The 22,675-nt window shown below is 64.1% G+C and carries 21 protein-coding genes, 1 tRNA gene and 3 rRNA genes; 13 read left to right on the top strand and 12 right to left on the bottom strand.

What is annotated here, in order from left to right:
- Positions 1-80: 80 nt before the first annotated feature.
- Both NATOC_RS18335 and NATOC_RS18330 read right to left on the bottom strand, forming a co-directional pair.
- Positions 81-362: a DUF7521 family protein gene (locus NATOC_RS18335; RefSeq protein ID WP_015322977.1), complete on the bottom strand. Its 282-nt coding sequence runs from the start codon at positions 360-362 to the stop codon at positions 81-83.
- Positions 359-736: a winged helix-turn-helix domain-containing protein gene (locus tag NATOC_RS18330; protein ID WP_015322976.1), complete on the bottom strand. Its 378-nt coding sequence runs from the start codon at positions 734-736 to the stop codon at positions 359-361. Before NATOC_RS18330 ends, NATOC_RS18335 begins: the two co-directional genes overlap by 4 nt.
- 770 nt (positions 737-1,506) lie before the next feature.
- Here NATOC_RS18330 and NATOC_RS18325 point away from each other — a divergent pair.
- From NATOC_RS18325 to NATOC_RS23355, 5 genes are all read left to right on the top strand, one after another.
- Positions 1,507-2,978, top strand: a 16S ribosomal RNA gene (locus NATOC_RS18325).
- A 164-nt stretch (positions 2,979-3,142) separates the two neighbouring features.
- Positions 3,143-3,214: transfer RNA gene (locus NATOC_RS18320), tRNA-Ala, on the top strand.
- A gap of 225 nt (positions 3,215-3,439) precedes the next feature.
- Positions 3,440-6,361 (top strand): 23S ribosomal RNA (locus NATOC_RS18315).
- Positions 6,362-6,480: 119 nt separating this feature from the next.
- Positions 6,481-6,602: ribosomal RNA gene (gene rrf, locus NATOC_RS18310) — 5S ribosomal RNA — on the top strand.
- The 16S, 23S and 5S rRNA genes sit together here with 1 tRNA gene alongside, the layout of an rRNA operon.
- A gap of 95 nt (positions 6,603-6,697) precedes the next feature.
- Entirely contained in the window at positions 6,698-7,165 is a 468-nt protein-coding gene (locus NATOC_RS23355) for a DUF7344 domain-containing protein (protein WP_015322975.1), read from the top strand.
- Between the two features lie 363 nt (positions 7,166-7,528).
- Here the strand turns inward: NATOC_RS23355 and NATOC_RS18300 are convergent, their stop codons facing one another.
- Positions 7,529-8,347, bottom strand: coding sequence for a manganese catalase family protein (locus NATOC_RS18300; RefSeq protein ID WP_015322974.1), 819 nt, complete (start codon positions 8,345-8,347; stop codon positions 7,529-7,531).
- A gap of 118 nt (positions 8,348-8,465) precedes the next feature.
- Between NATOC_RS18300 and NATOC_RS18295 the strand changes: the two genes are divergently transcribed.
- Complete coding sequence (locus NATOC_RS18295; RefSeq protein ID WP_015322973.1) at positions 8,466-8,903, top strand: hypothetical protein; 438 nt, start codon at positions 8,466-8,468, stop codon at positions 8,901-8,903.
- A 54-nt stretch (positions 8,904-8,957) separates the two neighbouring features.
- On the opposite strand, the gene NATOC_RS18290 is transcribed toward NATOC_RS18295, so the two are convergent.
- Positions 8,958-10,343: an NAD(P)/FAD-dependent oxidoreductase gene (locus tag NATOC_RS18290; protein WP_015322972.1), complete on the bottom strand. Its 1,386-nt coding sequence runs from the start codon at positions 10,341-10,343 to the stop codon at positions 8,958-8,960.
- 113 nt (positions 10,344-10,456) lie between these two features.
- On the opposite strand from NATOC_RS18290, the gene NATOC_RS18285 reads away from it, so the two are divergent.
- Positions 10,457-11,419, top strand: coding sequence for a D-2-hydroxyacid dehydrogenase (locus NATOC_RS18285; RefSeq protein WP_015322971.1), 963 nt, complete (start codon positions 10,457-10,459; stop codon positions 11,417-11,419).
- Positions 11,420-11,548: 129 nt separating this feature from the next.
- Positions 11,549-11,980: a universal stress protein gene (locus tag NATOC_RS18280; RefSeq protein ID WP_015322970.1), complete on the top strand. Its 432-nt coding sequence runs from the start codon at positions 11,549-11,551 to the stop codon at positions 11,978-11,980.
- Positions 11,981-11,984: 4 nt separating this feature from the next.
- On the opposite strand, the gene asd is transcribed toward NATOC_RS18280, so the two are convergent.
- Positions 11,985-13,019 carry an aspartate-semialdehyde dehydrogenase gene (gene asd, locus NATOC_RS18275; protein ID WP_015322969.1) on the bottom strand — a complete coding sequence of 345 codons (1,035 nt, stop codon included), beginning with the start codon at positions 13,017-13,019 and terminating at the stop codon, positions 11,985-11,987.
- A gap of 233 nt (positions 13,020-13,252) precedes the next feature.
- Here asd and NATOC_RS18270 point away from each other — a divergent pair, with 233 nt between their 5' ends.
- Entirely contained in the window at positions 13,253-13,513 is a 261-nt protein-coding gene (locus NATOC_RS18270; protein WP_015322968.1) for a hypothetical protein, read from the top strand.
- Positions 13,514-13,608: 95 nt separating this feature from the next.
- On the opposite strand, the gene NATOC_RS18265 is transcribed toward NATOC_RS18270, so the two are convergent.
- From NATOC_RS18265 to NATOC_RS18245, 5 genes are all read right to left on the bottom strand, one after another.
- A complete protein-coding gene (locus NATOC_RS18265; RefSeq protein ID WP_015322967.1) occupies positions 13,609-13,800 on the bottom strand; it encodes a 30S ribosomal protein S17e in 192 nt (63 codons plus the stop codon).
- A gap of 52 nt (positions 13,801-13,852) precedes the next feature.
- The gene (locus NATOC_RS18260) at positions 13,853-14,464 is read right to left on the bottom strand and encodes a DUF447 domain-containing protein (protein ID WP_015322966.1); all 612 of its coding nucleotides are present in this window, start codon (positions 14,462-14,464) and stop codon (positions 13,853-13,855) included.
- Positions 14,461-15,318, bottom strand: coding sequence for a triphosphoribosyl-dephospho-CoA synthase (locus NATOC_RS18255; protein WP_015322965.1), 858 nt, complete (start codon positions 15,316-15,318; stop codon positions 14,461-14,463). The genes NATOC_RS18260 and NATOC_RS18255 overlap by 4 nt, the downstream gene beginning before the upstream one ends.
- 79 nt (positions 15,319-15,397) lie before the next feature.
- Positions 15,398-16,627 carry an outer membrane protein assembly factor BamB family protein gene (locus NATOC_RS18250; protein ID WP_015322964.1) on the bottom strand — a complete coding sequence of 410 codons (1,230 nt, stop codon included), beginning with the start codon at positions 16,625-16,627 and terminating at the stop codon, positions 15,398-15,400.
- 192 nt (positions 16,628-16,819) lie between these two features.
- Positions 16,820-17,569, bottom strand: coding sequence for a hypothetical protein (locus tag NATOC_RS18245; protein WP_015322963.1), 750 nt, complete (start codon positions 17,567-17,569; stop codon positions 16,820-16,822).
- A 99-nt stretch (positions 17,570-17,668) separates the two neighbouring features.
- On the opposite strand from NATOC_RS18245, the gene radB reads away from it, so the two are divergent.
- Positions 17,669-18,379, top strand: coding sequence for a DNA repair and recombination protein RadB (radB, locus tag NATOC_RS18240; RefSeq protein ID WP_015322962.1), 711 nt, complete (start codon positions 17,669-17,671; stop codon positions 18,377-18,379).
- A 62-nt stretch (positions 18,380-18,441) separates the two neighbouring features.
- Here radB and NATOC_RS18235 read toward each other — a convergent pair whose 3' ends face one another.
- Positions 18,442-19,599, bottom strand: coding sequence for a CBS domain-containing protein (locus tag NATOC_RS18235; RefSeq protein ID WP_015322961.1), 1,158 nt, complete (start codon positions 19,597-19,599; stop codon positions 18,442-18,444).
- A gap of 104 nt (positions 19,600-19,703) precedes the next feature.
- Here NATOC_RS18235 and NATOC_RS18230 point away from each other — a divergent pair, with 104 nt between their 5' ends.
- The 3 genes from NATOC_RS18230 to NATOC_RS18220 all read left to right on the top strand — a co-directional run bounded on the left by NATOC_RS18230 (position 19,704) and on the right by NATOC_RS18220 (position 21,703).
- Complete coding sequence (locus tag NATOC_RS18230) at positions 19,704-20,006, top strand: lycopene cyclase domain-containing protein (protein WP_015322960.1); 303 nt, start codon at positions 19,704-19,706, stop codon at positions 20,004-20,006.
- Positions 20,007-20,069: 63 nt separating this feature from the next.
- On the top strand, positions 20,070-20,837 hold the full coding sequence (locus tag NATOC_RS18225) for a CAP domain-containing protein (protein WP_015322959.1): 768 nt from the start codon (positions 20,070-20,072) through the stop codon (positions 20,835-20,837).
- 44 nt (positions 20,838-20,881) lie between these two features.
- On the top strand, positions 20,882-21,703 hold the full coding sequence (locus tag NATOC_RS18220; protein ID WP_015322958.1) for a YihY/virulence factor BrkB family protein: 822 nt from the start codon (positions 20,882-20,884) through the stop codon (positions 21,701-21,703).
- A gap of 41 nt (positions 21,704-21,744) precedes the next feature.
- On the opposite strand, the gene NATOC_RS18215 is transcribed toward NATOC_RS18220, so the two are convergent.
- Positions 21,745-22,653 (bottom strand): AEC family transporter, encoded by a 909-nt coding sequence (locus tag NATOC_RS18215; protein ID WP_015322957.1) that lies wholly within the window; start codon positions 22,651-22,653, stop codon positions 21,745-21,747.
- Between the last annotated feature and the right edge of the window lie 22 nt (positions 22,654-22,675).

Here is a 22,675-nt window from a genome sequence, read left to right as displayed (position 1 = left end):
CGAACCACCGCAGTAGCAGTCGATCGTGTCCTCGTCGCATCGGGAGGGGTTACGTGTGGCCGAAGCGTATCGACGCCCTCCTACTGGACGTACAACGAGTACGCGATCACGAAAAAGCCAATGAGGACGAGCAAACTCTCGAGTAATACTCCGGTAACCAGCGAGACACCCAAAATTTCGTGGAGGACGCCCGCCAGAACGAATCCGAGCGTCACGATTCCGAACCCGCCCGCGAGATAGCCAAGCGCGGGCTGGCGCGTTCGGCGGTACGCCTTGAACGCGAAGTAGGTGATTACGCTTCCGACGACGAGAACAAGTGTCTTCACGATAGCCAGTACGAGCGCAAGTTCGATTCCAGTCATGTCTCCTTTCGCACCTCAGACCACAGTTCGGCGAGTCGTTCATCGGCTGTCCGGGCCGGCCGCTCGATCTCTACCGACAGCGATCGGTCGTCCTCGAGGGAGAGCGTGATCTCGTCGAACGCCACGGAGTACTTGCTCGCGTGATGGCCGTCCTGACGGATCTCGGTCGACTCCTCGAGGAGTGTCGAGTCAGTTAACAGCTCGAGCTTTCGATACAGTGTGGACTGTGGGATCTCACACTGCGCGTTGAGCTCTGCAGCCGTCATCGGTTCCTCGAGCTTCCGGATGATCTCCCGACAGTCGGGATCGTCGAGCGCGGAACAGATCACTTCCGGTGACGGCGGTGGCTCCGAAGTGATCGGATCCTGGACCATTCGTCTGTCCCTTGTAACGCACCGGGTTTATTCGCATCGATGCACGTCCTCGCCATGCTCGCTATTGCCGAAGCCTTCTTGCGGGTGCGGACCCGAGCTCGAGACTGCGCGGGTATCATTCGGTCCGACTATCCCTTCAAGGGGTGGATGACCGGCCGACCTCCGCCCGCGCGATACTTTTCCCGATAGTAACGACTGCAATCGCTTGTACAGTGATCGCACGACGGCCACAGAAGCAGCTACTATTAATTTATTGACTGGTGACCATGACATGTGAGCCCGGACCGAACTGTCCGACGTTCGACGGCCTTATGTATGGACCGGGTCCTCGTCATTAATGCGAACGACGTGGCGCACTCGTCACGTCCCCTTCGGCCGATTTCGGCGCGAAGGCAGGTGCTCCATCCGACGTCCTCATCGGTCAACCGATCTCCGTACTCGTGGGCCGCGGTCGATCCGACGGCCTTAAGTACATACGAGGATTCGGATGGAACGCAATCGAGAACCCGACAGCGCCGTTCTGCGGCCCCGTCGGTTCGGGCGATTTGGCTTCGAAGGGGTTAAGTACCCCTCGACGCTTATGAATACGTCCGAAGGAAATGAGGATCCTACCCCTGCGGTCCGCCGTACAGATGGGATCTGATGTGAGCCTTGGTAGTTCGGTGACGCCCGATCGGTCTGCGATCGCGGCCGATCCGAACGTGGACCCATTCAAGTGAGTGTGATTCGATTCATACTCCGCCAACCTCCCCCACTTTGGGGGAAAGAGCACTCCGGTTGATCCTGCCGGAGGCCATTGCTATTGGAGTCCGATTTAGCCATGCTAGTTGCACGAGTTCAGACTCGTAGCAGATAGCTCAGTAACACGTGGCCAAACTACCCTCTGGAGGGGACCAACCTCGGGAAACTGAGGCTAATTCCCCATACCGCTCGACGCCTGGAACTGGCGCGAGCCCGAAACGCTCCGGCGCCAGAGGATGTGGCTGCGGCCGATTAGGTAGACGGTGGGGTAACGGCCCACCGTGCCAGTAATCGGTACGGGTTGTGAGAGCAAGAGCCCGGAGACGGTATCTGAGACAAGATACCGGGCCCTACGGGGCGCAGCAGGCGCGAAACCTTTACACTGCACGCCAGTGCGATAAGGGGACTCCAAGTGCGAGGGCATAGAGCCCTCGCTTTTCTGCACCGTAAGGTGGTGCAGGAACAAGTGCTGGGCAAGACCGGTGCCAGCCGCCGCGGTAATACCGGCAGCACGAGTGATGGCCGCTCTTATTGGGCCTAAAGCGTCCGTAGCTGGCCAGGCAAGTCCATCGGGAAATCTCCCCGCCTAACGGGGAGGCGTCCGGTGGAAACTGCCTGGCTTGGGACCGGAAGATCCAGAGGGTACGTCCGGGGTAGGAGTGAAATCCCGTAATCCTGGACGGACCGCCGGTGGCGAAAGCGCTCTGGAAAGACGGATCCGACGGTGAGGGACGAAAGCTCGGGTCACGAACCGGATTAGATACCCGGGTAGTCCGAGCTGTAAACGATGTCTGCTAGGTGTGCCACAGGCTACGAGCCTGTGGTGTGCCGCAGGGAAGCCGTGAAGCAGACCGCCTGGGAAGTACGTCCGCAAGGATGAAACTTAAAGGAATTGGCGGGGGAGCACTACAACCGGAGGAGCCTGCGGTTTAATTGGACTCAACGCCGGACATCTCACCAGCATCGACAGTAGGAGTGACGGTCAGTGTGATGAGCTTACCAGACCTACTGAGAGGAGGTGCATGGCCGCCGTCAGCTCGTACCGTGAGGCGTCCTGTTAAGTCAGGCAACGAGCGAGACCCGCACTCCTAATTGCCAGCAACACCCTTGTGGTGGTTGGGTACATTAGGAGGACTGCCAGTGCCAAACTGGAGGAAGGAACGGGCAACGGTAGGTCAGTATGCCCCGAATGTGCTGGGCAACACGCGGGCTACAATGGTCGAGACAGTGGGATGCAACCCCGAAAGGGGGCGCTAATCTCCGAAACTCGATCGTAGTTCGGATTGCGGACTGAAACTCGTCCGCATGAAGCTGGATTCGGTAGTAATCGCCGTTCAGAAGACGGCGGTGAATACGTCCCTGCTCCTTGCACACACCGCCCGTCAAAGCACCCGAGTGAGGTCCGGATGAGGCCCCTTCTGGGGGTCGAATCTGGGCTTCGCAAGGGGGCTTAAGTCGTAACAAGGTAGCCGTAGGGGAATCTGCGGCTGGATCACCTCCACAGACCGGGACCACCCCGACGGGGTGGCCCACCAAACTCGTGGCGCGTTGCGCCACGCAGTCCACGTTCGGTTCGCGCCCATCACGGGCCGACCGGGCACCCTTGAACTACCGAGGCTCACACCATCTACGCTCTCTACGGGCCACATCCGGCCTGTAGAGAGTGGGCCCATAGCTCAGTGGGAGAGTGCCTCCTTTGCAAGGAGGATGCCCAGGGTTCGAATCCCTGTGGGTCCATGATTGCGGAAGCGATCGAAGATCGTGTCCCTTAAGTGGGGCAGGAACTTTCGATCAAATCCGCAGACGAAACCGATGCACCAGCCCGCGCAAGTGTGGCTGGGAAGGGTTAATGCAGGCCGGCCGTCTACCGGCGTGCAGATGAGACCGTGTGTACGTGTAGTCCAGGCGTCCACTGGACCCGTTCCCGGGTCACTACACGGTTGCTTTGCAACCCTGATCCGACGAACGTGGCTACTGTGCCAGCTGGTGGATCGCTCGGCTTGAGAGCTGAAGACGGACGTGCCAAGCTGCGATAAGCCCAAGGGACCCGCACGGAGGGGAAGAACTTGGGATCTCCGAATGGGAATCCCCTCGCAATTGCTTCGCGCAATGGGGAACGCCGGGAATTGAAACATCTTAGTACCGGCAGGAAAAGAAAACGCAACGTGATATCGTTAGTACTGGCGAAGGAACGCGACATCAGTCCAAACCGAAGCCCCTACGGGCAATGTGGTGTTCGGACTGACGATCACTTCCCGACACTCGACACGAAGTCTCCTGGAACGGAGCATGAAACAGGGTGACAGTCCCGTACTGTCGAGCAGTAAGGAACGAGTCAGCTCCAGAGTATCGGGGGTTGGATATCCCTCGAGAATCTCGCAGGCATCGACTGCGAAGACTAAACACTCCTCAAGACCGATAGCGAACAAGTAGCGTGAGCGAACGCTGAAAAGCACCCCGAGAAGGGAGGTGCAATAGGGCGTGAAATCAGTTGGCGATCGAGCGACGGGGCTTAGAAGGTCCTCTGCAAAACGAACGTAGCGCGAGCTACAAGTAGGACGCAGCGGAAGCCGAAGTTCCGTCGTACGTTTTGAAAAACGAACCAGGGAGTGTGCCTGTTTGACGAGTCTAACCTGATCATCAGGGAAGGCGTAGGGAAACCGACAGGGCCGCAGCGCTTTGCGTGAGGGCCGCCGTGTTCAAGCGCGGGGAGTCAAACGGGCACGACCCGAAACCGGATGATCTAGACGTGGGCAAGATGAAGCGTGCCGAAAGGCACGTGGAAGTCTGTTAGAGTTGGTGTCCTACAATACCCTCTCGTGACCTACGTCTAGGGGTGAAAGGCCCATCGAATCCGGACACAGCTGGTTCCGACCGAAAGATGTCGAAGCATCACCTCCGCCGAGGTAGTTCGTGAGGTAGAGCGACGGATTGGGGGACCGCACTCCGAGAGGAGTGCGCCCCCCTGTCCAACTCCAAACTTACGAACGCCGTCGACGCGGGGAGATCGGTGCGCGGGGTAAGCCTGTGTACCGTAAGGGAGACAACCCAGCGCCGGGTTAAGGTCCCCAAGTGTGGATTAAGTGCGATCGAAGGTGGTCTCAAGCCCTAGACAGCCGGGAGGTGAGCTTAGAAGCAGCTACCCTCTAAGAAAAGCGTAACAGCTTACCGGCCGAGGTTTGAGGCGCCCAAAATGATCGGGGCTCAAATCCACCACCGAGACCTGGCCGCGCCCCCCATAGGGGCGATCGCGTAGGTCGGCGTTCTGTTCGGGTGGAAGCACGGCTGAGAAGTCGTGTGGACCGTTCAGTAACGATAATCCTGGTCATAGTAGCAGCGTTAGTCGGGTTGAACCCCCGACGGCCGAACGAGTAAGGGTTCCTCAGCAATGCTGATCAGCTGAGGGTTAGTCGGTCCTAAGTCTCACCGTAACTCGAATGAGACAACAGGGAAACAGGTTAATATTCCTGTACCAGTGTGAACTCAAAGCTGACGCTTTGGGGCCGCCGCTGCCGGGCCTTCGCCCGGTCGAACAGTCGAAATTCGTGGAAGCCGTAATGGCACGAAGCGAACGAATGGCTGGATAGCGCAAGAGCGGTCAACCCAGAGCCCGTGAAAAGGCGATCACACTGTCCGTACCGAGATCCGACACAGGTACTCATGGCGGCGAAAGCCAAGGTCTGTCGGGAGTAACCGACGTTAGGGAATTCGGCAAGTTAGTCCCGTACCTTCGGAAGAAGGGATGCCTGCCCCGCAATGGGGCAGGTCGCAGTGACTCGGGCGCTCCGACTGTCTAGTAACAACATAGGTGACCGCAAATCCGCAAGGACTCGTACGGTCACTGAATCCTGCCCAGTGCGGGTATCTGAACACCCCTTACAAGGGGACGAAGGACCCGTTAACGGCGGGGGTAACTATGACCCTCTTAAGGTAGCGTAGTACCTTGCCGCTTCAGTAGCGGCTTGCATGAATGGATCAACGAGAGCGCCACTGTCCCAACGTTGGGCCCGGTGAACTGTACGTTCCAGTGCGGAGTCTGGAGACCCCCAAGGGGAAGCGAAGACCCTATAGAGCTTTACTGCAGGCTGTCACTGAGACGTGGTCGCCATTGTGCAGCATAGGTAGGAGGCGTTACACAGGTAGCCGCGCTAGCGGCTCACCGAGCCAGCATTGAAATACTACCCGATGGTGACTGCGACTCTCACTCCTGGCGGAGGACACTGGTAGCCGGGCAGTTTGACTGGGGCGGTACGCGCTTGAAAAGATATCGAGCGCGCCCCAAGGTTTCCTCACCCGCGTCGGAGACGCGGGAAAGAGCGCAAGAGCAAACGGAAGCCTGACAGTGTCCGGCACAACGACGGACGCTGACGCGAAAGCGTGGTCTAGCGAACCAATCATCCTGCTTGATGCGGGAGATTGCTGACAGAAAAGCTACCTTAGGGATAACAGAGTCGTCACTCGCAAGAGCACATATCGACCGAGTGGCTTGCTACCTCGATGTCGGTTCCCTCCATCCTGCCCGTGCAGAAGCGGGCAAGGGTGAGGTTGTTCGCCTATTAAAGGAGGTCGTGAGCTGGGTTTAGACCGTCGTGAGACAGGTCGGCTGCTATCTATTGGGGGTGTAATGGTTCCTGACGGGAACGTTCGTATAGTACGAGAGGAACTACGAATGGGTGCCACTGGTGTACCGGCTGTTCGAAAGAGCACGTGCCGGGCAGCCACGCACCACGGGGTAAGAGCTGAACGCATCTAAGCTCGAAACCCACCTGGAAAAGAGGAACCGTCGAGATCACTCGTAGAAGACGAGATCGATAGACTCGGGGTGTACGCGCCAAGGCAACGAGGCGTTGAGCCCGCGAGCACTAACTGATCGAGCCACACATTCATATTCGCATTCGGATCACAGTGCCCGGAAACGGGTCCGGACGCAAACTGGACTACACGTACATTACGGTCGTTGACCGATTAGGGTTTGACGACGGTTCGACTCCGTCGATCGGCATTACGGCGGCCACAGCGGCGAGGTGCCTCCCGTACCCATCCCGAACACGGAAGATAAGCTCGCCTGCGTTTCGGTCAGTACTGGAGTGGGAGACCCTCTGGGAAATCCGATTCGCCGCCACCACTCATACTGATTCACGCCCGCACAGCGCCCGCTGTGTGGGCGTTCCGTATTTATACGGTGTGAGAACACGTCGTATAGGAAGATCCTCACCATCGATGACTGTTCGTAACCTCCCAATATCTTTGGACTGTATCTTATGCGAGAGCGGTAGTAATCCACGCAATATGTCAAAAGCAACTCGGCCAACCACACCGTCTACCTCCGGTCTTCTCTCCCACTCGCGCTGTCGGTACGTGACGTACTATTTACTGGAAACCCGCCATACGGATATCGAAACGTTAAGTAGACAGATCACCGCCTGGGAACGCGGCGAGTCTCCGGAGACGGTTTCCGAGTCGGCACGTCGTCCCGTTCGAACGTCACTAATACATGATCACCTTCCGCGACTTGACGAGGACGGACTCGTCGAGTTCGATCCTCGAAGTGGAAGCGTCACACGCGCTGCAGGGTTCGAACCGAGACGCGAAGAGATCAAGCAGGCCCGGGTTCTCGATGGCGACGTGGGTCCGGTCGAGGAGCCGATCGATTCGGTGCGCTACGCGGAGCCTGCGTCGGGTAACTAACCAGAACGGTTTCGGGGAGAACAGCGGCTGCTGGTGAGATGGTCGTCGAAGGAACGACTGTCGCCCGGAACACTAACGTCCAGCGTCATCCCGTGGCGGCATGCCGCGTCGGCTGGCTAACCCTCGTGCCGGGCGGGGGACGATCGTCCCCGAGTGCGACGGAGTGGTCCGTCGCGGTCGATCCAATGTCGCGTGCCCGGGTTCGCCGTGCTGTCATCGCACCCGAAACGGGTTCACTCGGACGGGGACTAAAGGCACGCAGTCGTAATAGGGTCGTGGCCCGTTTAAGTCTTACAGACGAACGCGTCGCGTGAAGGGTCGAGTATCGGTGATGGAGGGGCCGGTCCCTATCGGAACCGATCCCTACTCGTCTTCGGGAACGTTGTACGTGCTCGGATCCGGTGCCGGCGGAACACCGTCGCCGTCGCCGGGCTGTTCGGCGAGATAGGAGAACTCGCCTCTGCTGTCCGGGGCGTCGCCCTGGGTCCAGGGTGCTTCCGGATCGGGTTGTTGCTCCCGACGGGTCGACATGAACGCGTAGTTGACGTCCTGATTCTCCTCCTCCTGTGGGAAACTCGCCGGTACCGGAGTCGGGTTCTCGAGCGATTCGAGAGCGGCGAGCCACTGGTTCTGGTGCATCGTGTCGCGCGCAATGAGATACGAGAGCATGTCTCGCATACCGGGATCGTCGGTGTACTCGTAGAGGCGGGTCGCGAGGGTTCGCCCGGTCCCTTCGGCCATCACATTGGCGTAGAGGTCGCCAGCGAGGTTCCCCGAGGCGACGACGTAGCCCCCGGAGAACGGAACGCCGTTGCTGTCGACGGGCATCGCCGACTGGCCCGCCGAGAGGAACTGACGCGGATTCTGTCCAGTCATCGACGCAGCGGTCGAGGCGACCGCTTCGGCGTCCTCGCTCATCTGCTTGGACGAGCCTCGGAGGTTCTTCGTGACGGCCGTCGCGAGCATCTCGATGTGGCCGAGCTCCTCGACGGCGGTCTCCATCAGGAGGGTTCGATACTCCTCGTACTCTTCGGGGAGGGCCCATGCCTGGAACATGTACTGCATCGCAACGCGCATCTCACCCTCCTGGCCGCCGATAGCCTGCTGGAGCAGTTTCGCGAAGTGGGGATCCGGGTTCTCGACCGTGACCTCGTACTGGAGCTCCGGTTCGTGGAAGAACATCAGGGAAGCGGGCCACGGTGACGGAAATAAAACTGTGGCCTGAATGGATAGTTGAAACGTCCACCGTTGCACCAGACTGGCGAACGGTTATGGAGATCTCGGTGGTGTTACCGCGAACATGAGTGCGATGTACACGCGCAACACGCGATCGATGTCGCGACGAACCTTCGCCAAGTACGGTGCGCTCTCGACTGGCCTTCTCGCGGGCGGCTCGGGAACGGCCGCTGGGGCGACTCGCGAGGACGGCCCGTCCGAACGAGCCGAGATCGAGGAGGGGGCGATAGCTCCGTATCAGGTCGTTCCCGGCTCCCGGGTGACGGTCCTCGAAGAAGGGGTCGGGTGGCAGCCGCGGGGGTTCGATTCGTACGACCGGGCACACGCGATCAGCTACGATCACGCCCCGTCGTTGCGAGCGATCCTGTTGACCGATGGTCCGCTTCGTGCGAATCGATCGCTGGCGATCGGTGAGATACGGGACGCGGTATCGGAGACGAACCGCGCGCTGGTTACCGTCGGGCTCGATCTCCGCCCGTCGGCGGATTCCGAAACGGAGTGAGCCGATCGTCCGTGGTCCGTCGCGGTGATACCGAGTCGACGGATTGGCCGTCGCTCAGTAGAAGTACTCGTCCTCGGTGAGCTGGACGTACCGGCCGTCGCGGTAGCCGAACTTGCGTTTCTTGTAGGCCGTGAGCAGCTTCGTCGCCCCGATCCCTGCGGAGTAGGTCCGCTCGAGGATCGCGTTCTCGTCCCCGGAGCCCTGCATGTCGGTGACGATCTCGAACGCACGATCCCAGTCGTCGGGTTCGTAGTCGGCGACGATATCCGCGAAGGCGACGTTGCGGACGATCTCGTCGCCGATCGCGCGCTTCCAGACGTCGTTGTAGCTCTCGAGGGAGTCGGTCGCGGCGAGACGCCCGGCGATTTTCCCCGTTCGGACGGCAACGTGGTAGCCGCCCTCGTGGAACGCCGAGGTGGTCCCCATCGCCCCGCCGGCGACGGCGATGTTCGCGCCGACCGGCGAGTCGATCGGGCGCGTCGAGGAGATCGGATAGGTCTCCGTTCCCTTGGATTTGCCGCGGTCCTCGACGATCGGGATGTCTTCCTCGACGTCGTACTCGTCGCCGTACTCGCGTTCGAGCAGTCGACGGATGTACTCGGCGCCGGAGGGGAGCTGGTCGTCGGTCGGCTCCAGCAAGGCGTACGCTCCGGGGTTCGGGACGTCCTCGAGGTCCATCCCGATCGGCATCGTCAGGCCGACGCGGGCGACGGTGCCGTCGTTGGGAAACATCCACGGGTAGGCGGTCTCACCGGGCATGTACCCCCACCAGAACTTGAGTCGGTCCTCCTCGAATAGCTCGGGCGGGAACTCCCGGTACTCCTGGTAAGCGATGTGGTTCGCCTCGGGCGGCGAGAGGTGGTCCGAGACGCTCCGTCCGGGCGGGGTGAACTGATCCAGCGCCTCGAGGGTGATCCGTCGCTGTGGCCCGTCCGCGAGGACGACGTACTGGGCTTCGAGCTGGGCGCCGTCCGAGAGGGTCAGCGTGTGGGTCGGCCCCTTCGGGCTCGCGGCTCGAAGGTCGGTCTCGAGAGATTTGACCCCGGTTCCGACCCGCAGGTCGGCGCCGGCGTCGCTCGCGCGCTCGTGGAGCCAGTCGTCCATCCGGGCGCGGTGAAAGGTGTAGCCGAATCTTGGATAATCGGCGTCGATCCCGGTGGTCGAGAGCTCGAGACGGCTCGACGGGCCGACAAACTCCGTGGCGTCGAGCTCCTGATGGATGACGTCGTCGGGGATCTCCCGGTGGTCGAAATCCATGATATCGATCCAGTAGTCGAGCATCCCGGCCGCGTCGGTCGAGTCTGGACCGAGCTCGTCACGGTCCTCCCGCGGGACACCCTGCTCGAACAGGACCGTCTCGGCGCCGTGTGCGGCGGCTCGTTCCGCCGCACAGGCGCCCGCGGGCCCGCCGCCGACGATCGCGACATCAACGCGTTCCATACTTCGTTGGGACTGGACGGCCCGTATTAAACTGTCTGAAGTTCGGATCGACTGCCGCGGCGGTACTCCCCGCGAACTGAACGTTTTTGACCATACCGCTCGAGACACCTGACATGCCCGACGAGACGGACCTCCTCGTGTTGCGCAAGGGGACCCACGGAACGCCGATCGAGCAGTACGCCGAGACGCTCCGGGAGCGACTTCCCGATCGGACCGTCGAGCTCGCTCGCACGCCGACCGCCGAGCGCGAGCTGATCGAGGACGCCCGTTTTGTCACCGGGATGACCCTCGAGGAGGAGCTGCTCGAGGCCGCCCCAGACCTCGAGGTGTTCGCCTGTGCGTACGCGGGAACGGGTCACCTGCCGCTGGACCGGCTTCGGGAACGCGGCGTCGCGGTGACCAACGCGTCCGGTGTCCACGGGCCGAACATGGGCGAGCACGTCCTCGGTGCGATTTTGCATTTCACCCGTCGGTTTCACGTCGCCGAGCGCAGACAGCGCCGCCGCGAGTGGCGCCACTACAAGGCCCACGAGCTTCAGGGGTCGACGGTCACGATCGTCGGACTCGGCGCGATCGGACGGGCAACGGCCGAGCGCCTCGAGCCGTTCGACGTCGAGACGATCGGTGTTCGCTACACGCCCGAGAAGGGCGGCCCGACAGACGAGGTCGTCGGCTTCGAGGACGAGCCGTTCGAGGACGCCCTCGCCCGGACCGACTACCTCGTGCTCGCGTGTCCGCTGACTGATCTCACCCGGGGGCTGATCGACCGGGAGACGATGATCACGCTCGATCCGGAGGCCGTGATCGTCAACGTCGCGCGAGGACCGGTGGTCGACACCGACGCGCTCGTCGACGCGCTGCGCTCGGGCTGGATCCGCGGGGCGTCGCTCGACGTTACCGACCCCGAGCCGCTGCCGGAGGACCACCCGCTGTGGAACTTCGGGAACGTCCAGATCACGCCCCACAACGCGGGTCAGACGCCCCGTTACTACGAGCGTCTGGCCGATATCGTCGTCGAGAACGTGCGTCGGTTCGACGAGGGAAGCGACGAGCTTCGCAACCAGGTCGTTCCCTGATCCCCGCGCGGTCCGACTGTACCTTTTTCCCCGCGGCGAACCACGTTGAACCATGGTACCACTAGCGATGGCTCGCCCAGCGCGCTCGCCTCGAGTTGCCACGGCTCGTCCGAACCGAGGTGGCGGCCGGTGACGCTTACCATCGACGGGACGGTGGTCGTTCCCGCGGCCGATCCGGACGACGGCGAGCGAACCGCCAGGGCGCTCGAGCCCCATCTCGCTCCGGCAAGCACCGTCGTCGCGGTCAACGTGGTCGAGAAATCGGGCGGCGGGATCGACAAGGCCCCGATGGAACAACGCGAAGACCACGCCGCCGATATCTTCGAGCGGATCAGGGACGTCCTCGATGAGTCACCAGCCGCGGTCGAGACGGAGGTGTTGTACGGCACCGACGTCGTCGAGCGCATCTTCGAGGCCGCCCGCGAGGAGGGCGCCGACGCCGTCGTCTTCAACGCGCGAGAGGGGAACCGCCTCGCGGAGCTGCTGACGGGCGACGTCGCGCGGCGACTCGTCAAGGAGGCGTCCGTGCCCGTCGTCGCTTTACCCCAGGAGTCGACGTAACGGCCTACAGGTAGCCGTTCTCGAGCAGCAGTTCGCCGTTCAGAACGCTCGCACCCGCGGCGCCGCGGATCGTGTTGTGGGCCAGGCAGTTGTACTGGAGCCCGAACGACGACTCGCGTAGCCCGCCAGCCGCGATAGCCATCCCGTCGCCGAGCGTTCGGTCGAGGCGTGGCTGTGGGCGGTCGGGCTCGTCGAAGACGTGGATGAGCTGGTCGGGCGAGGACGGCAGCTCGAGGGAAGGGTACGAAGCCATCGCGTCGGCGGCGTCCTCGGGCGTAAGGTCGTCCTCGGTCTCGACCCAGACGTTCTCGAGGTGGCCGTCGATCGTCGGGATTCGGTTACAGGAGGCGGCGACCTCGACGCTGTTATGGCTGAGTTCGGCGCCGTCGAACTCGCCGAGCAGCTTGCGGGACTCGGTCTCGAGTTTGTCCTCCTCGCTGCCGATGTAGGGGATCGCGTTGTCGATGATCTCCATCGAGGAGACGCCGTCGTAGCCCGCGCCCGAAACCGCCTGCAGCGTCGCGACGTGGACCGACTCGAGGCCGTACTCCGCGAGCGCGGCCAGCGTGGGAACGAAGGTGATCGTCGAGCAGTTGGGGTTTTTGACCATCGCGCCGTCCCAGCCCCGCTCGTCGCGCTGGACCTCGAGCAGATCGAGGTGTTCGGCGTTGACCTCCGGGATTACGAGCGGAACGTCGTCGGCCATCCGTGCGTTCGAGGAGTTCGAGGACATGACGTAGCCCGCCTCGCAGAAGTCGGGCTCGACCTCCGCGCCGACGCTCGAGGGGAGCGACGAGAACAGCAGGTCGACGTCATCGGGGACCTCGTCGGGGTCGGTTGCCGAGACGGTCGTCTCCGCGACGTCGTCGGGGATCGGACCCTCGACGCGCCACTTCGCGGCCTGTCGGTACGTCTTGCCCGCACTGGAGTCGCTCGCCGTGAGGGCGGCGATCTCGAACTCCGGGTGGGGGTCGAGAAGCTGGATCAGTCGCTGTCCGACGGCTCCGGTTGCGCCAAGTACGCCTACTCGTACTGCCATTTTCCCGTTGCTCGGGGTTGTGTGCGCAAAACGGTTTGGATTCGCGCGACTGCTGCGGACGGCGATACTCGACCGAGCGCTGTCGGTCCACAGCGGACTGCATAGAAGAGGTTAAGAAAACGGAGTGGATGGTATCGACCGATGCGCTTCCACCAGGACCGATGCGGTTCAGGTATCGATCCGGCTGCCACCGGGAGCAGCCTGCTCCAGCAGCCTCGTTCGGGGTGGTTCCGATGACGAACTCGACTGCCGGCCTGAGCGGCCTGTTCGAGACGCGGTTTAGCACCGGCGCGACGGTGATCGCCGCGCTGGCGCTCGTGCTCGGAGTCGCCTTCGGTGTCATGGGGTACCAGGAGATGAGCCTTCCGCTGGCCGGTGACCTCTCGATCATCACCGGAACTGTCGGTCTTTTCTTCGGGCTCTTTTTCGCTCTCGTCGCGTTCGTCGCCGCGGTCTACATGGACCCCGGCTTCGGTGACGATCAGGGACACTGACTCCCCGTCAGAACGACGTTCGACGACTTCGACGCACCGAACCCGTCGCTATCGGGTTGCGTTCTTTCGGAGACGAACGTGAGCGAGAACTCGAACTACGCCGGCACTTCGCCGCTTTTCTTCCGCGTAACGTAGCCGGCGATCCGGTTGCGAACGCCCTTGGACTCGACGTTTGTCAGCTTCGTGACGCTGTCTTTGTTCTGCTCGAAGTCGGTCGTGAACGCCTCCGGGTACCGCTCCAGGAGGAGGTTCCCGGTCTTCTTGACGTAGGCCGGTTTGATTGCCATACCGATGGGTTTTCGGAGCGCGCCCTAAAGCCATTCGTTCTTCGCCGCCGGGCTACCAGTCGGTGTAGTCCCGGACGCGCTCGAGAGCCGCCCGCTCCCGAGGACTCCCCGCACGCTCGACGACCGAGGCGTAGTACTCGAGGCGATCCCGGAGCCGTTCGGTGTCGTACCCGGGAACGTCGAGCCGTGAGGCGGCCACGGTCGCCTCGATCACCGCACCGAATCCGCGATCGATCGTCGTCACCCGCTCGTTGACGACCTGCGACTCGACGGGGCGAAGCGCCCACTTCTCCCGGCGGGTGCCGTCCTCGGTTCCCGCCTCGATCCGTTCGACCTCGACTCGCACCCAGGCGTCGGCCGATTCGAGGACGGGCTCGTCGAACTCGACGATCGAGAGGGCGGCGTCGGCGAAGACGACGGGGTCGACGGTGAACTGGACGTACCCCTCGCCCTGGCGGTGGAAGTTCCGTCGGGTTCTGGTGTTGCCCCATGTCGTGGCGGTAACTGCGTCCTCGTCCTCGGCGGCGAACAGTCCGAGCGGGGCGGCGTTCCACCGGTCGTTGGGGCCAAGCGTCGTCACGACGGACTCGGTGACGCCGGCGAGTTCGACGGGCCACTCGACGTCGGCGGTTCGATCGCCGTCCGGCCGTGAATCGTCGCTCATAGCTCGACCGTTTCGTGCTCGAGGGCGATGAACAGTCCGGCGGCGGTGACGTCGGCCGTCGTTCCGGGATTGATGCCCCGACCGACGAGCTCGTCGGCGAACGCCTCGACGGCGTCGCGATCAGTTTCGAGGGCGTCGCGCTCGACCAGCGTGGCGGCGCGCTCGGTCACTTCGGCCGCGACCGACTCACCGCACCGATCGGCGACGAGGGTGTCGGGGCGCTCGGCCAGCAGGGAGAGGAAGACGGCGGCGGTTCGCTCGGGGACGGGCCCGTCGGCCGCGGCGAGTGCCTCGGCGGCGGCGAACGAGCGCTCGAACGCGGTGACCCACTCGCGGGCGACGTCGTCGCCCGGAACGCTGCGGTCCATCACGTCGAGCAGAGTGAGTCCACGCTCCTCGAGGACGGGGATCGCGTCGGCGCCGCGGCGGACGTCGAGCGGGGCCAGCTCCGCGGGCGGGTCGGCGACGAAGACGTCGACGTGCTCGAACGCCCGGTAGAAGGCGGCCGCGTCGGCGACGGTCGTTCCCTCGAGGACGCTCTCGACGACGGGCTGGGAGAGTTCGTTGCGGGCGGCCCGCACCAGCGGGACGAGCAACAACAACGCGCCGAACTGGGTGTTGCCGCCCTCCTGGGTGGCCATCCCCTCGACGGCCCGCTCGAAGGCAGGGCCGACGGCCGCCCCCGAGGCGGCCAGCTCGAGCCCGTCGCGGGCGCCGACGGCCCCCGCGAGGAAGTGTTCGAAACGCAGGTCCTCGAGATCCCGGTGGCGATCGACGTTCCCGGGTTTCGGCGTGCCCGCGACCTCCAGCAGAAGTGCGAGCTCGGCGGTACGGTCGGGCGCGGCTCCGTTCATACGTCGTCTACGATCGCGGAGGATAGAAGTACGTATGTTTCTTCGATGGAGACCGATCCCGAGCAGCCGTCGTAACCGACTACGACGGTCGAACGGCCGTTAGCTGACCGTCCCTGTCGACGTAGATCGTCTCGCCCTCGACGACCGCGTCGATCGGGAACCCGTCACACCAGTGGCGGTCGTCGAACGCGAACGTCCAGCGCTCGCTGCCGTCCTCGAGGTCGAACCCGACGAGCTCGTCGGGCGAGGAGCGGCCACAGCGGCTGTGGGCGACGACCACGAGATCGCCGACGATCGTCGGCTTCCCGTACGCGTGGGTCTCCCGGTCGTTCCAGGGCGCGTCGGCCCCGGTGCTCGAGAGGGTGTGTCGACCGTGGGTCACCGCGGTCCCGCCGACCGCCGCGCTGTCGAAGGCGTCGCTGACGGTGTCGACGACCTCCCGTGAGCCGGGGTCGAGGACGACGACCCCCTCCTCGCTGGGCGTCTCGACGAACAGGGCGTCCTCGGTCGCGGCCAGCCCGCTCGCGATCCGTCCCGACGACAGGTGGGTCGCCCCCAGAACCTCGCCCGTCGCCGGATCGAGCGCGGCGACCGCGTCGGCGTCTGCCCCGTCTTCGGTTCGCTCCTCGTCGAGCAGCGCCCAGACGGTGTCGTCGGCGACGGCGACCGTGCCGTCGCTCGAGTGAAAGCCGTACGCGACCTCGCCGGGCCCGGTCTCGCTCTCGCCGTCGAAGGCCACGTCGACGGTCTCGCGCTCCCAGCGGCGGTCGCCGGTTTCGGCGTCGAGCGCCCGGAGCGTTCCGTCGGCGCTCGTGTAGACCGTCCCGTTGGCGACGACGGGAGCGGAGACCGCTTTTGCACCGTCGAACGACACGTTCCAGTGCCGATCGCCGGTTTCGGCGTCGAACGCGGTGACTCCCTCGCCAGCGACGTAGACGACCCCGCCGACGACCGCGGGCGTTCCGGCGGCGTCGATCCCGTCGGCGATCCAGCGCCGAGAGCCGTCGCTCGCGTCCAGTGAGTGGAGCTCGCCCTCGGTCTGGAGGTAGACGGCGCCGTCGACGGCTGCGGCCGGGCCACTGTGGTCGTACCGCCAGGCGATCGTATCGGGCCGCTCGAACCCGTCGGTTGCCGGAACGTGCCGACAGTTGCCGATCGTCCCGCCGTGAGACGACCAGCCGCTCGGCTCGGTCGGCACGGAGGCGGCGGGGGAGTCGTTCGCGCTACTCGTTCCGGCTGCGGCGAGAGCGGTTCCGGTTGCGAGGGCGGCACTCGAGACCATCACCGATCGTCGGTTCCATTCACCCATACACACTTTCATATCTTCCAACTATATTACTGTTATGGAATTTTGAACTTACAGTTTAACTTGACTGTTGGTTGGGGGGAGAATATGGTAGTCCGAACCTCGGAGAAACCGCTGAACAGCCCACAAATCCCGGAGAAAGACGCTGAGCCGAGAAAGCCGCTGAACCGCTCGGAATGAACGCGGGTGATCCACTTAGGAGTCGGACTCGTCGTCCGTCCCGTCGCGGTGTTCCGCCAGCGCCTCCTCGATCGTCAGCTCGCCCGCGGCGACCCGCCGTGCCAGCCGCTCGTCGATCGCCCGGTTGGTCTCGCTTCGCTCGCGCGCTCGGTCCTTGATCATCTGAAGCTCACCCGCGGTCGGTTCGATCTCACGGGTCTCGATCGGTTCGCCCTCGAGGCGAGCGATGTTGACCGCGGCCAGCACGTCCCCCATCCCTCGCGAGCCCGTCCCGAGGTACGGTGTCGTCCCAGTTTCGTCGACGAGCTCGACCCGGACGTCCTCGAGGTCGTTGACCAGCGTCGAGCTCTGGAGCCGGGAGCCGTCCCCGATCCGCACGACCGGCGAGGACGCCTCGGCGACCTCCTGCTGGATGACGTCGACCGCTTCGGCGAGCGGAACCTGGAACGCGGCGACGACCATCTCGCCGGCCAGCACGGCGATCCCCGGCTTCCGACCGGGATCGACGCCGACGATCGTTCGTCCGCCCTCTCCGCGGGCCGTCGTCAGCGCCTGATCGACCGCCCGCCGCGAGCCGTCGGGAGCGGCGACGACCGTCGTCACGTCCGGGAACGCGTCAGCGTGTGACTCGTCCGTGACGACGACCGTCGTCTCCTCGGGGAGCGAGTCGTCGGGTTCGACGGTCGTGAACGCGGCGCCGCGCTCGCGCAGCTCGTTGACGACGCCGTGGTACACCTCGAAGTCTGACGTGGCGACGACGATCACGGTCGCCCTTCGCTCCCAATTCGAATAAACGTACGCGAACTGCGTCGGCGCCACGGCGGATTTCAGGGGGTTTTTGCGGGATGGCGAGCAATATCGCCCGTGAACGACGAGGCGATTCCGACGGGCTGTGGACCCATCGATGAGCTGCTCGGCGGCGGATTCGAACGGGGAACCGTCACGCAGCTGTACGGGCCGCCGGCCGCGGGCAAGACGAACCTCGCGCTGTCGGCCGCGGTCGAAACCGCCGTCGCCGACGGGACCGCCGTCTACATCGACACCGAGGGGCTCTCGGTCGATCGCTTCGAGCAACTTCTCTCCGCGCGGGTCGACGACCCCGAGGACGTCGAGCGCGTCGCCTCCCGGATCGTCATCGAGGAGGCGCTGGATTTCGACCAGCAGGAGGAGGCGGTCCGGGACACCGAGGAGTTCGCCGACCGGGCCTCGCTGATCGTCCTGGACAGCGCCACCGGGTTCTACCGCCTCGAGCGCACCGGCGAGGGCGACGACGGCGAGGCGCTTCGGGGCGTCGCCCGTCAGGTCACCCATCTCCTCTCGCTGGCTCGCAAACACGATCTGGCGGTCGTGCTCACGAACCAGGTCTTCTCGGATCCCGACGCCGATCGAACGCGTCCGCTCGGTGGGAACACCCTGGAGCACTGGACGGGGTCGGTGCTACGGATCGAGCGGTTCCGCGGCGGGAACCGACGGGCGACCCTCGAGAAACACCGCTCGAAACCCGTCGGCGACTCGGTCCAGTTCCGGATCACGGAGACGGGACTGGAGGCCGACGACGGCGACAGGCTTCGCTGATCTCGTCGGGAAGCGAACGCTCCGTTCCGTCGAATCGCGCGAAAAACGGCCGTGACTGGCGTCTACAGTTCGTTCAGCTTCCGCAGCAGCTGGCCGCGGTACTCCTCGTCGCTGGTGACGCCTTTCAGCTCTAAGACGTTGCGCTCGAGCTTATCGAGCGCGACCCGGAAGGCGTTCTCGGCGCCGTACCCCTCGCCGGTGCCGGCGACCTGGCCTTTGTTCGTCCGCAGGCGGATCTGACACTGCACCAGCGGCGTCCCCCGGAGTTTCTCTTTGTGCTCGGTGAACCGGACGTGGGCGTGCATCACCTGCATGTCGGCGTACTTGTCGGCAACGTCCTGGATGCTCTCAGTGATCCCCTCCCGGGTGATCGTATCGAGCATCGAGATGTTGGTGATCTGGACGTCCATGCGTTCCTCCTCGGTGAAGGTAAGCGCCCGCAGGACGTCGGTCTTGGTGATGACGCCGATGACGACCCGGTCGTCGTCCTCGGGGGTGACCATTAGTCCCGCGTAGTCGTCGTCGAGCATCGTCTCGACGGCGTCCTGGGCGGAGGTATCGAGCGAGGTCGTTCTGACCGGACTGTTCATGATGTCGTAGATCGGGACGTCGAGCATCCGGTCGGTGTCGCCGACCCGGTCGCCAACCGTCGTCTTGTTGTTCTCTCGGATGACGAAGTCGGCGATGTCGTGGGTCGTGACGACGCCCGTGAGGAAGCCGTTCTCGTTGAGAATCGGTAGCCGCGAGATGCCGTGTTCTCGCAGGTGGTTGATCGCCTTTCCGATTCCGTCTTTCTCCTGGAGTGTTACGGGGTCGGAGGTGTAGACGTCCTCGACGGATAGCGCGTCGAGGTTCTCCAGGACCGCCTCCAGGATGGCGTCGTCGGTGATAACACCCCAGAGCTCGTCGTTCTCGAAGACAGGGGCGACCTTCGAGTTGCTCTCGATGAGCATCCGCGCGGTTTCGCGGACGTCTTCCTGGCGGTCGATCTTCGGCGCCGGCGAGTTGCGACTCGGCTTGATCAGCGCCGCGACCTTCGCGTCGTCTTCGACGTGGGACTGGAGCACCTCGCGCTCGCTGAGTACGCCCTCGTACTCCCCGTCGTCGGTGACGATGATCCCCTTGGGATTGCCGTCCTCGAACGTCGAACGGACCTTGCCCATCCGTTTGCCAACGTCGACTTCGATAAACTCCTTCGTCGCGATATCAGCGATATTCATCGTTCTGGGTCGATCTACTCACGCCGGCGTATTTAACGTACTGCACGGTGCTGCCGGCTGGGATCAGGGCCATTATTTTTTGATAACGGTTCCGTAGCCGTCGTATGGTGCCCGATATCAGCGCCTTCGGTCGGTACACGTATCTCGCGACGGAACTGTTCTGGGGTGCGATCGCGTTCTTGCTCCTTCGCCGAGCGAACGCGCTCCGGCGAGCAGGGGCGACGATCCTCGCACTGTACCCCATCGCGTACGTCTGGGACCGGTACACGCTCGCGGTCGGCGTCTTCGATATCAAGCTCCGGACCGGGATCGAGGTCGCCGGCATCCCCATCGAGGAACATATCTTCATGGCCGTCGTGCCGGGACTGGTGATCGCCTTCCACGAGACGCTGTTCGGAGCGGAGTAGGACCGCCTTACAGGATGTGTGCAACCGCGACACTCTTGGTTCCCAATCGCTTGCCTAGGAACGATGAACACTCGCCCTCCCGCGCGTCCGGGCCCGGACGGAGCCGACGCCGACCGGGGACTGCTGCGCGGCCTCCTCAGACTGGTCGTCCTCGTGGCGCTGGTCGGTGCGATCGCGCTGGCCGGCGCGACCTACGGTCCCGCGCTGGTCGACGAGATCGACGAGTTCGACGACGTCGACGAGATCGAGGTCGGAACGCAGCCCTCACCTAGTTCCGACCCGCCGCCGACCGGCGAGGACGATCCCGAGGTGACAGATCCGGACGATCCGAACGAGTCGAGCTACGAAACTGACGTCGAGACGGTCGTCTCCGAGGACGTCGAAGAGTTCGTCCACGCCGAGGTCAACGACCGCCGTGCCGACCACGACCTCGAGGCCATCGACTGGGACGGGACCGTCGCGTCTGTCTCGCGGGCCCACAGCGCCGACATGGCCGATCGGGAGTACTTCGCGCACACGAACCCCGACGGCGAGCAGCCCTACGACCGGTTCAGTGACGTCGAGGACTACTGTCAGGGGTACGGCGAGAACATCGCGATGACCTGGGTCGACAGACCGGTCGAGCAGTCCGGCGACGACGGTACTGTCGAACACCAGACCGCGGAGGGGCTCGCGGAGGGGCTGGTCAACCAGTGGATGAACTCCACGGACCACCGCGAGGCGATCCTCGAGGAGAACGTCCCCCACGGCTGGGACCGCGGCGGCGTCGGCGTCTACGTCGCGGACGACGGCCAGGTGTTCGCGACGCATAACTTCTGTCACGAGTGGTAGCCGAGAGGTCCTACACTCTTGGCGCCGCCGTCCGTACTACGGGTATGGATACGACGCGGCTGTCGACGACGCTGCTCTCGATCTATCGGACGGCACAGGATCGGGAGATCACCTTTCTCGCGGCCGGCTTCGCCTACTACGCGTTCGTCTCGCTGATCCCGATGGTGTTGCTCGCGCTGGTCGTCGGCTCCTTGCTCGGCGGCGAGGACGTGGCCGAGCGGCTGGTGCTCGTCACCGGGGATTTCCTGCCGCCGGCCGGCGAGGAGCTGGTCGCGGAGGCGCTGGCGACCGAGTCGGGGCGCAGTCAGGCGACGGTCGTCGCGCTGGCGGTCGCCGCCTGGGGTGCGCTCAAGGTCTTTCGCGGCCTCAGCCGTGCGTTCGACATGGTCTACGGTGAGGCCGCCGAGAACACGTTTCTCGACGAGCTTCGGGACGGGATCACCGTGATCCTGGCCGGGACCGGCGCGCTCGCGTTGATGATCGTCATCGGGGCGATGCTGGGGATCGCCGCGGACGTGATCCCGCTGGCCGGGCTCACGAGCTGGATCACGCTGCTGGTCGGACTGGTTCTGGTCTTTCTGCCGATCTACTACGTGTTGCCGCCGATCTCGGTCACGGTACGGGAGATCCTCCCCGGGACGGTCGTCGCCGCCGTCGGCTGGACGATCCTGCAGGTCGGATTTCAGCTCTACGCCGCGAACGCCGGCCAGTACGCCGCCTACGGCGCGATCGGCGTCGTCATCCTCTTCGTCACCTGGCTCTATTTCGCCGGGATCCTGATCCTTCTCGGTGCGGTGGTCAACGTCGTCCTCGCGCGGCCGTCCCTGGCCGAGGACGCCGCGGACGTGCCGACGCCACTGGGGTAGCCGTCGTCTCGCGGCGCCGCGAGGACACAGTCCAGCCGCGCTCAGCCCAGCAGCGTGATGAGCACGAACAGGCTGGCGACGGAGGCGACCGTGGTCGCGAAGACGTTCAGCGAGGCGAACTCGGCGTCCCCGCCCAGCTCGTTCGCGTAGACGTACGTCGACACCGCGGTCGGCATCCCGAGCATCACGACGCCCGCGGTGAAGGTGGCCCGGTCGACCGAGAGCGCGGAGAACACCACCCAGGCCAGAAGCGGCATACAGCAGAGCTTCAGCGCGACGACCGAGCCGACGGCCTCGAAATCGACCGCGTCGGCGTCGATCTGGAGGGCGGCGCCGACACACAAAAGCGCCAGCGGGAGCGCGAGCGAGCCCAGCGCGTCGAGCCCGACGACGACGCCGCCCGGGAACGTGACGCCGATCGAGCCCACCGTGAGCCCGGCGATCAGTGCGAGCAACACGGGATTTTTCGCGAGGGCGGCGAGCTCGCGTCCGATCGCTGCTTCGGCCGCGCCGAACGCACTGAGGACGACGATCGTCAGCGGGAGCTGGACGAGCGTCACGAACCCAAGGATCACGCTCGCGATCGCGGTGACCTGCGTGTCGAAGGTCGCGGCCACCAGCGGTAGCCCGAGGTAGCCGAGATTCGAGTGGTACGACTGGATGATGGCGACACTCCGGCGGTCGTTTGAGAGCCGGTTCCGGTAGGCGATCCAGGCGATCGCGCCCGTCGCGAAGAGGACGGCCAGCGAGCCGACGAACAGCTCCGTCGAGAGCAGGTCGCCGATCGACTGATCGTAGGTCGCGACGAAGACGAGCGCCGGGAGGGCGACGTAGTAGGCCGTCGCGTTGAGCCGTGCGGTTCTGGCGTCGTTCAATGCGCCCGAGGACCTGAGCCCGGTCCCGACCAACAACACCGCGAGCATCGCAAGCAGCCGGCCGAGAACCTCCATATCCGCCCGAGACGGTCGTGAC

It is taken from the genome of Natronococcus occultus SP4, from assembly GCF_000328685.1.
Taxonomy (GTDB): Archaea; Halobacteriota; Halobacteria; order Halobacteriales; family Natrialbaceae; genus Natronococcus; species Natronococcus occultus.
The sequence above is the reverse complement of the archived record's forward strand: the minus strand, read 5'-3'. Positions and strand labels throughout refer to the sequence as shown.

Bases quoted from the DNA above. Each gene is read 5' to 3' on its own strand.
- NATOC_RS18335 (WP_015322977.1), bottom strand. From the start codon at position 362: ATGACTGGAATCGAACTTGCGCTCGTACTGGCTATCGTGAAGACACTT.
- NATOC_RS18330 (WP_015322976.1), bottom strand. From the start codon at position 736: ATGGTCCAGGATCCGATCACTTCGGAGCCACCGCCGTCACCGGAAGTG.
- NATOC_RS23355 (WP_015322975.1), top strand. From the start codon at position 6,698: ATGACTGTTCGTAACCTCCCAATATCTTTGGACTGTATCTTATGCGAG.
- NATOC_RS18300 (WP_015322974.1), bottom strand. From the start codon at position 8,347: ATGTTCTTCCACGAACCGGAGCTCCAGTACGAGGTCACGGTCGAGAAC.
- NATOC_RS18295 (WP_015322973.1), top strand. From the start codon at position 8,466: ATGAGTGCGATGTACACGCGCAACACGCGATCGATGTCGCGACGAACC.
- NATOC_RS18290 (WP_015322972.1), bottom strand. From the start codon at position 10,343: ATGGAACGCGTTGATGTCGCGATCGTCGGCGGCGGGCCCGCGGGCGCC.
- NATOC_RS18285 (WP_015322971.1), top strand. From the start codon at position 10,457: ATGCCCGACGAGACGGACCTCCTCGTGTTGCGCAAGGGGACCCACGGA.
- asd (WP_015322969.1), bottom strand. From the start codon at position 13,019: ATGGCAGTACGAGTAGGCGTACTTGGCGCAACCGGAGCCGTCGGACAG.
- NATOC_RS18270 (WP_015322968.1), top strand. From the start codon at position 13,253: ATGACGAACTCGACTGCCGGCCTGAGCGGCCTGTTCGAGACGCGGTTT.
- NATOC_RS18265 (WP_015322967.1), bottom strand. From the start codon at position 13,800: ATGGCAATCAAACCGGCCTACGTCAAGAAGACCGGGAACCTCCTCCTG.
- NATOC_RS18260 (WP_015322966.1), bottom strand. From the start codon at position 14,464: ATGAGCGACGATTCACGGCCGGACGGCGATCGAACCGCCGACGTCGAG.
- NATOC_RS18255 (WP_015322965.1), bottom strand. From the start codon at position 15,318: ATGAACGGAGCCGCGCCCGACCGTACCGCCGAGCTCGCACTTCTGCTG.
- NATOC_RS18250 (WP_015322964.1), bottom strand. From the start codon at position 16,627: ATGGGTGAATGGAACCGACGATCGGTGATGGTCTCGAGTGCCGCCCTC.
- NATOC_RS18235 (WP_015322961.1), bottom strand. From the start codon at position 19,599: ATGAATATCGCTGATATCGCGACGAAGGAGTTTATCGAAGTCGACGTT.
- NATOC_RS18230 (WP_015322960.1), top strand. From the start codon at position 19,704: ATGGTGCCCGATATCAGCGCCTTCGGTCGGTACACGTATCTCGCGACG.
- NATOC_RS18225 (WP_015322959.1), top strand. From the start codon at position 20,070: ATGAACACTCGCCCTCCCGCGCGTCCGGGCCCGGACGGAGCCGACGCC.
- NATOC_RS18220 (WP_015322958.1), top strand. From the start codon at position 20,882: ATGGATACGACGCGGCTGTCGACGACGCTGCTCTCGATCTATCGGACG.
- NATOC_RS18215 (WP_015322957.1), bottom strand. From the start codon at position 22,653: ATGGAGGTTCTCGGCCGGCTGCTTGCGATGCTCGCGGTGTTGTTGGTC.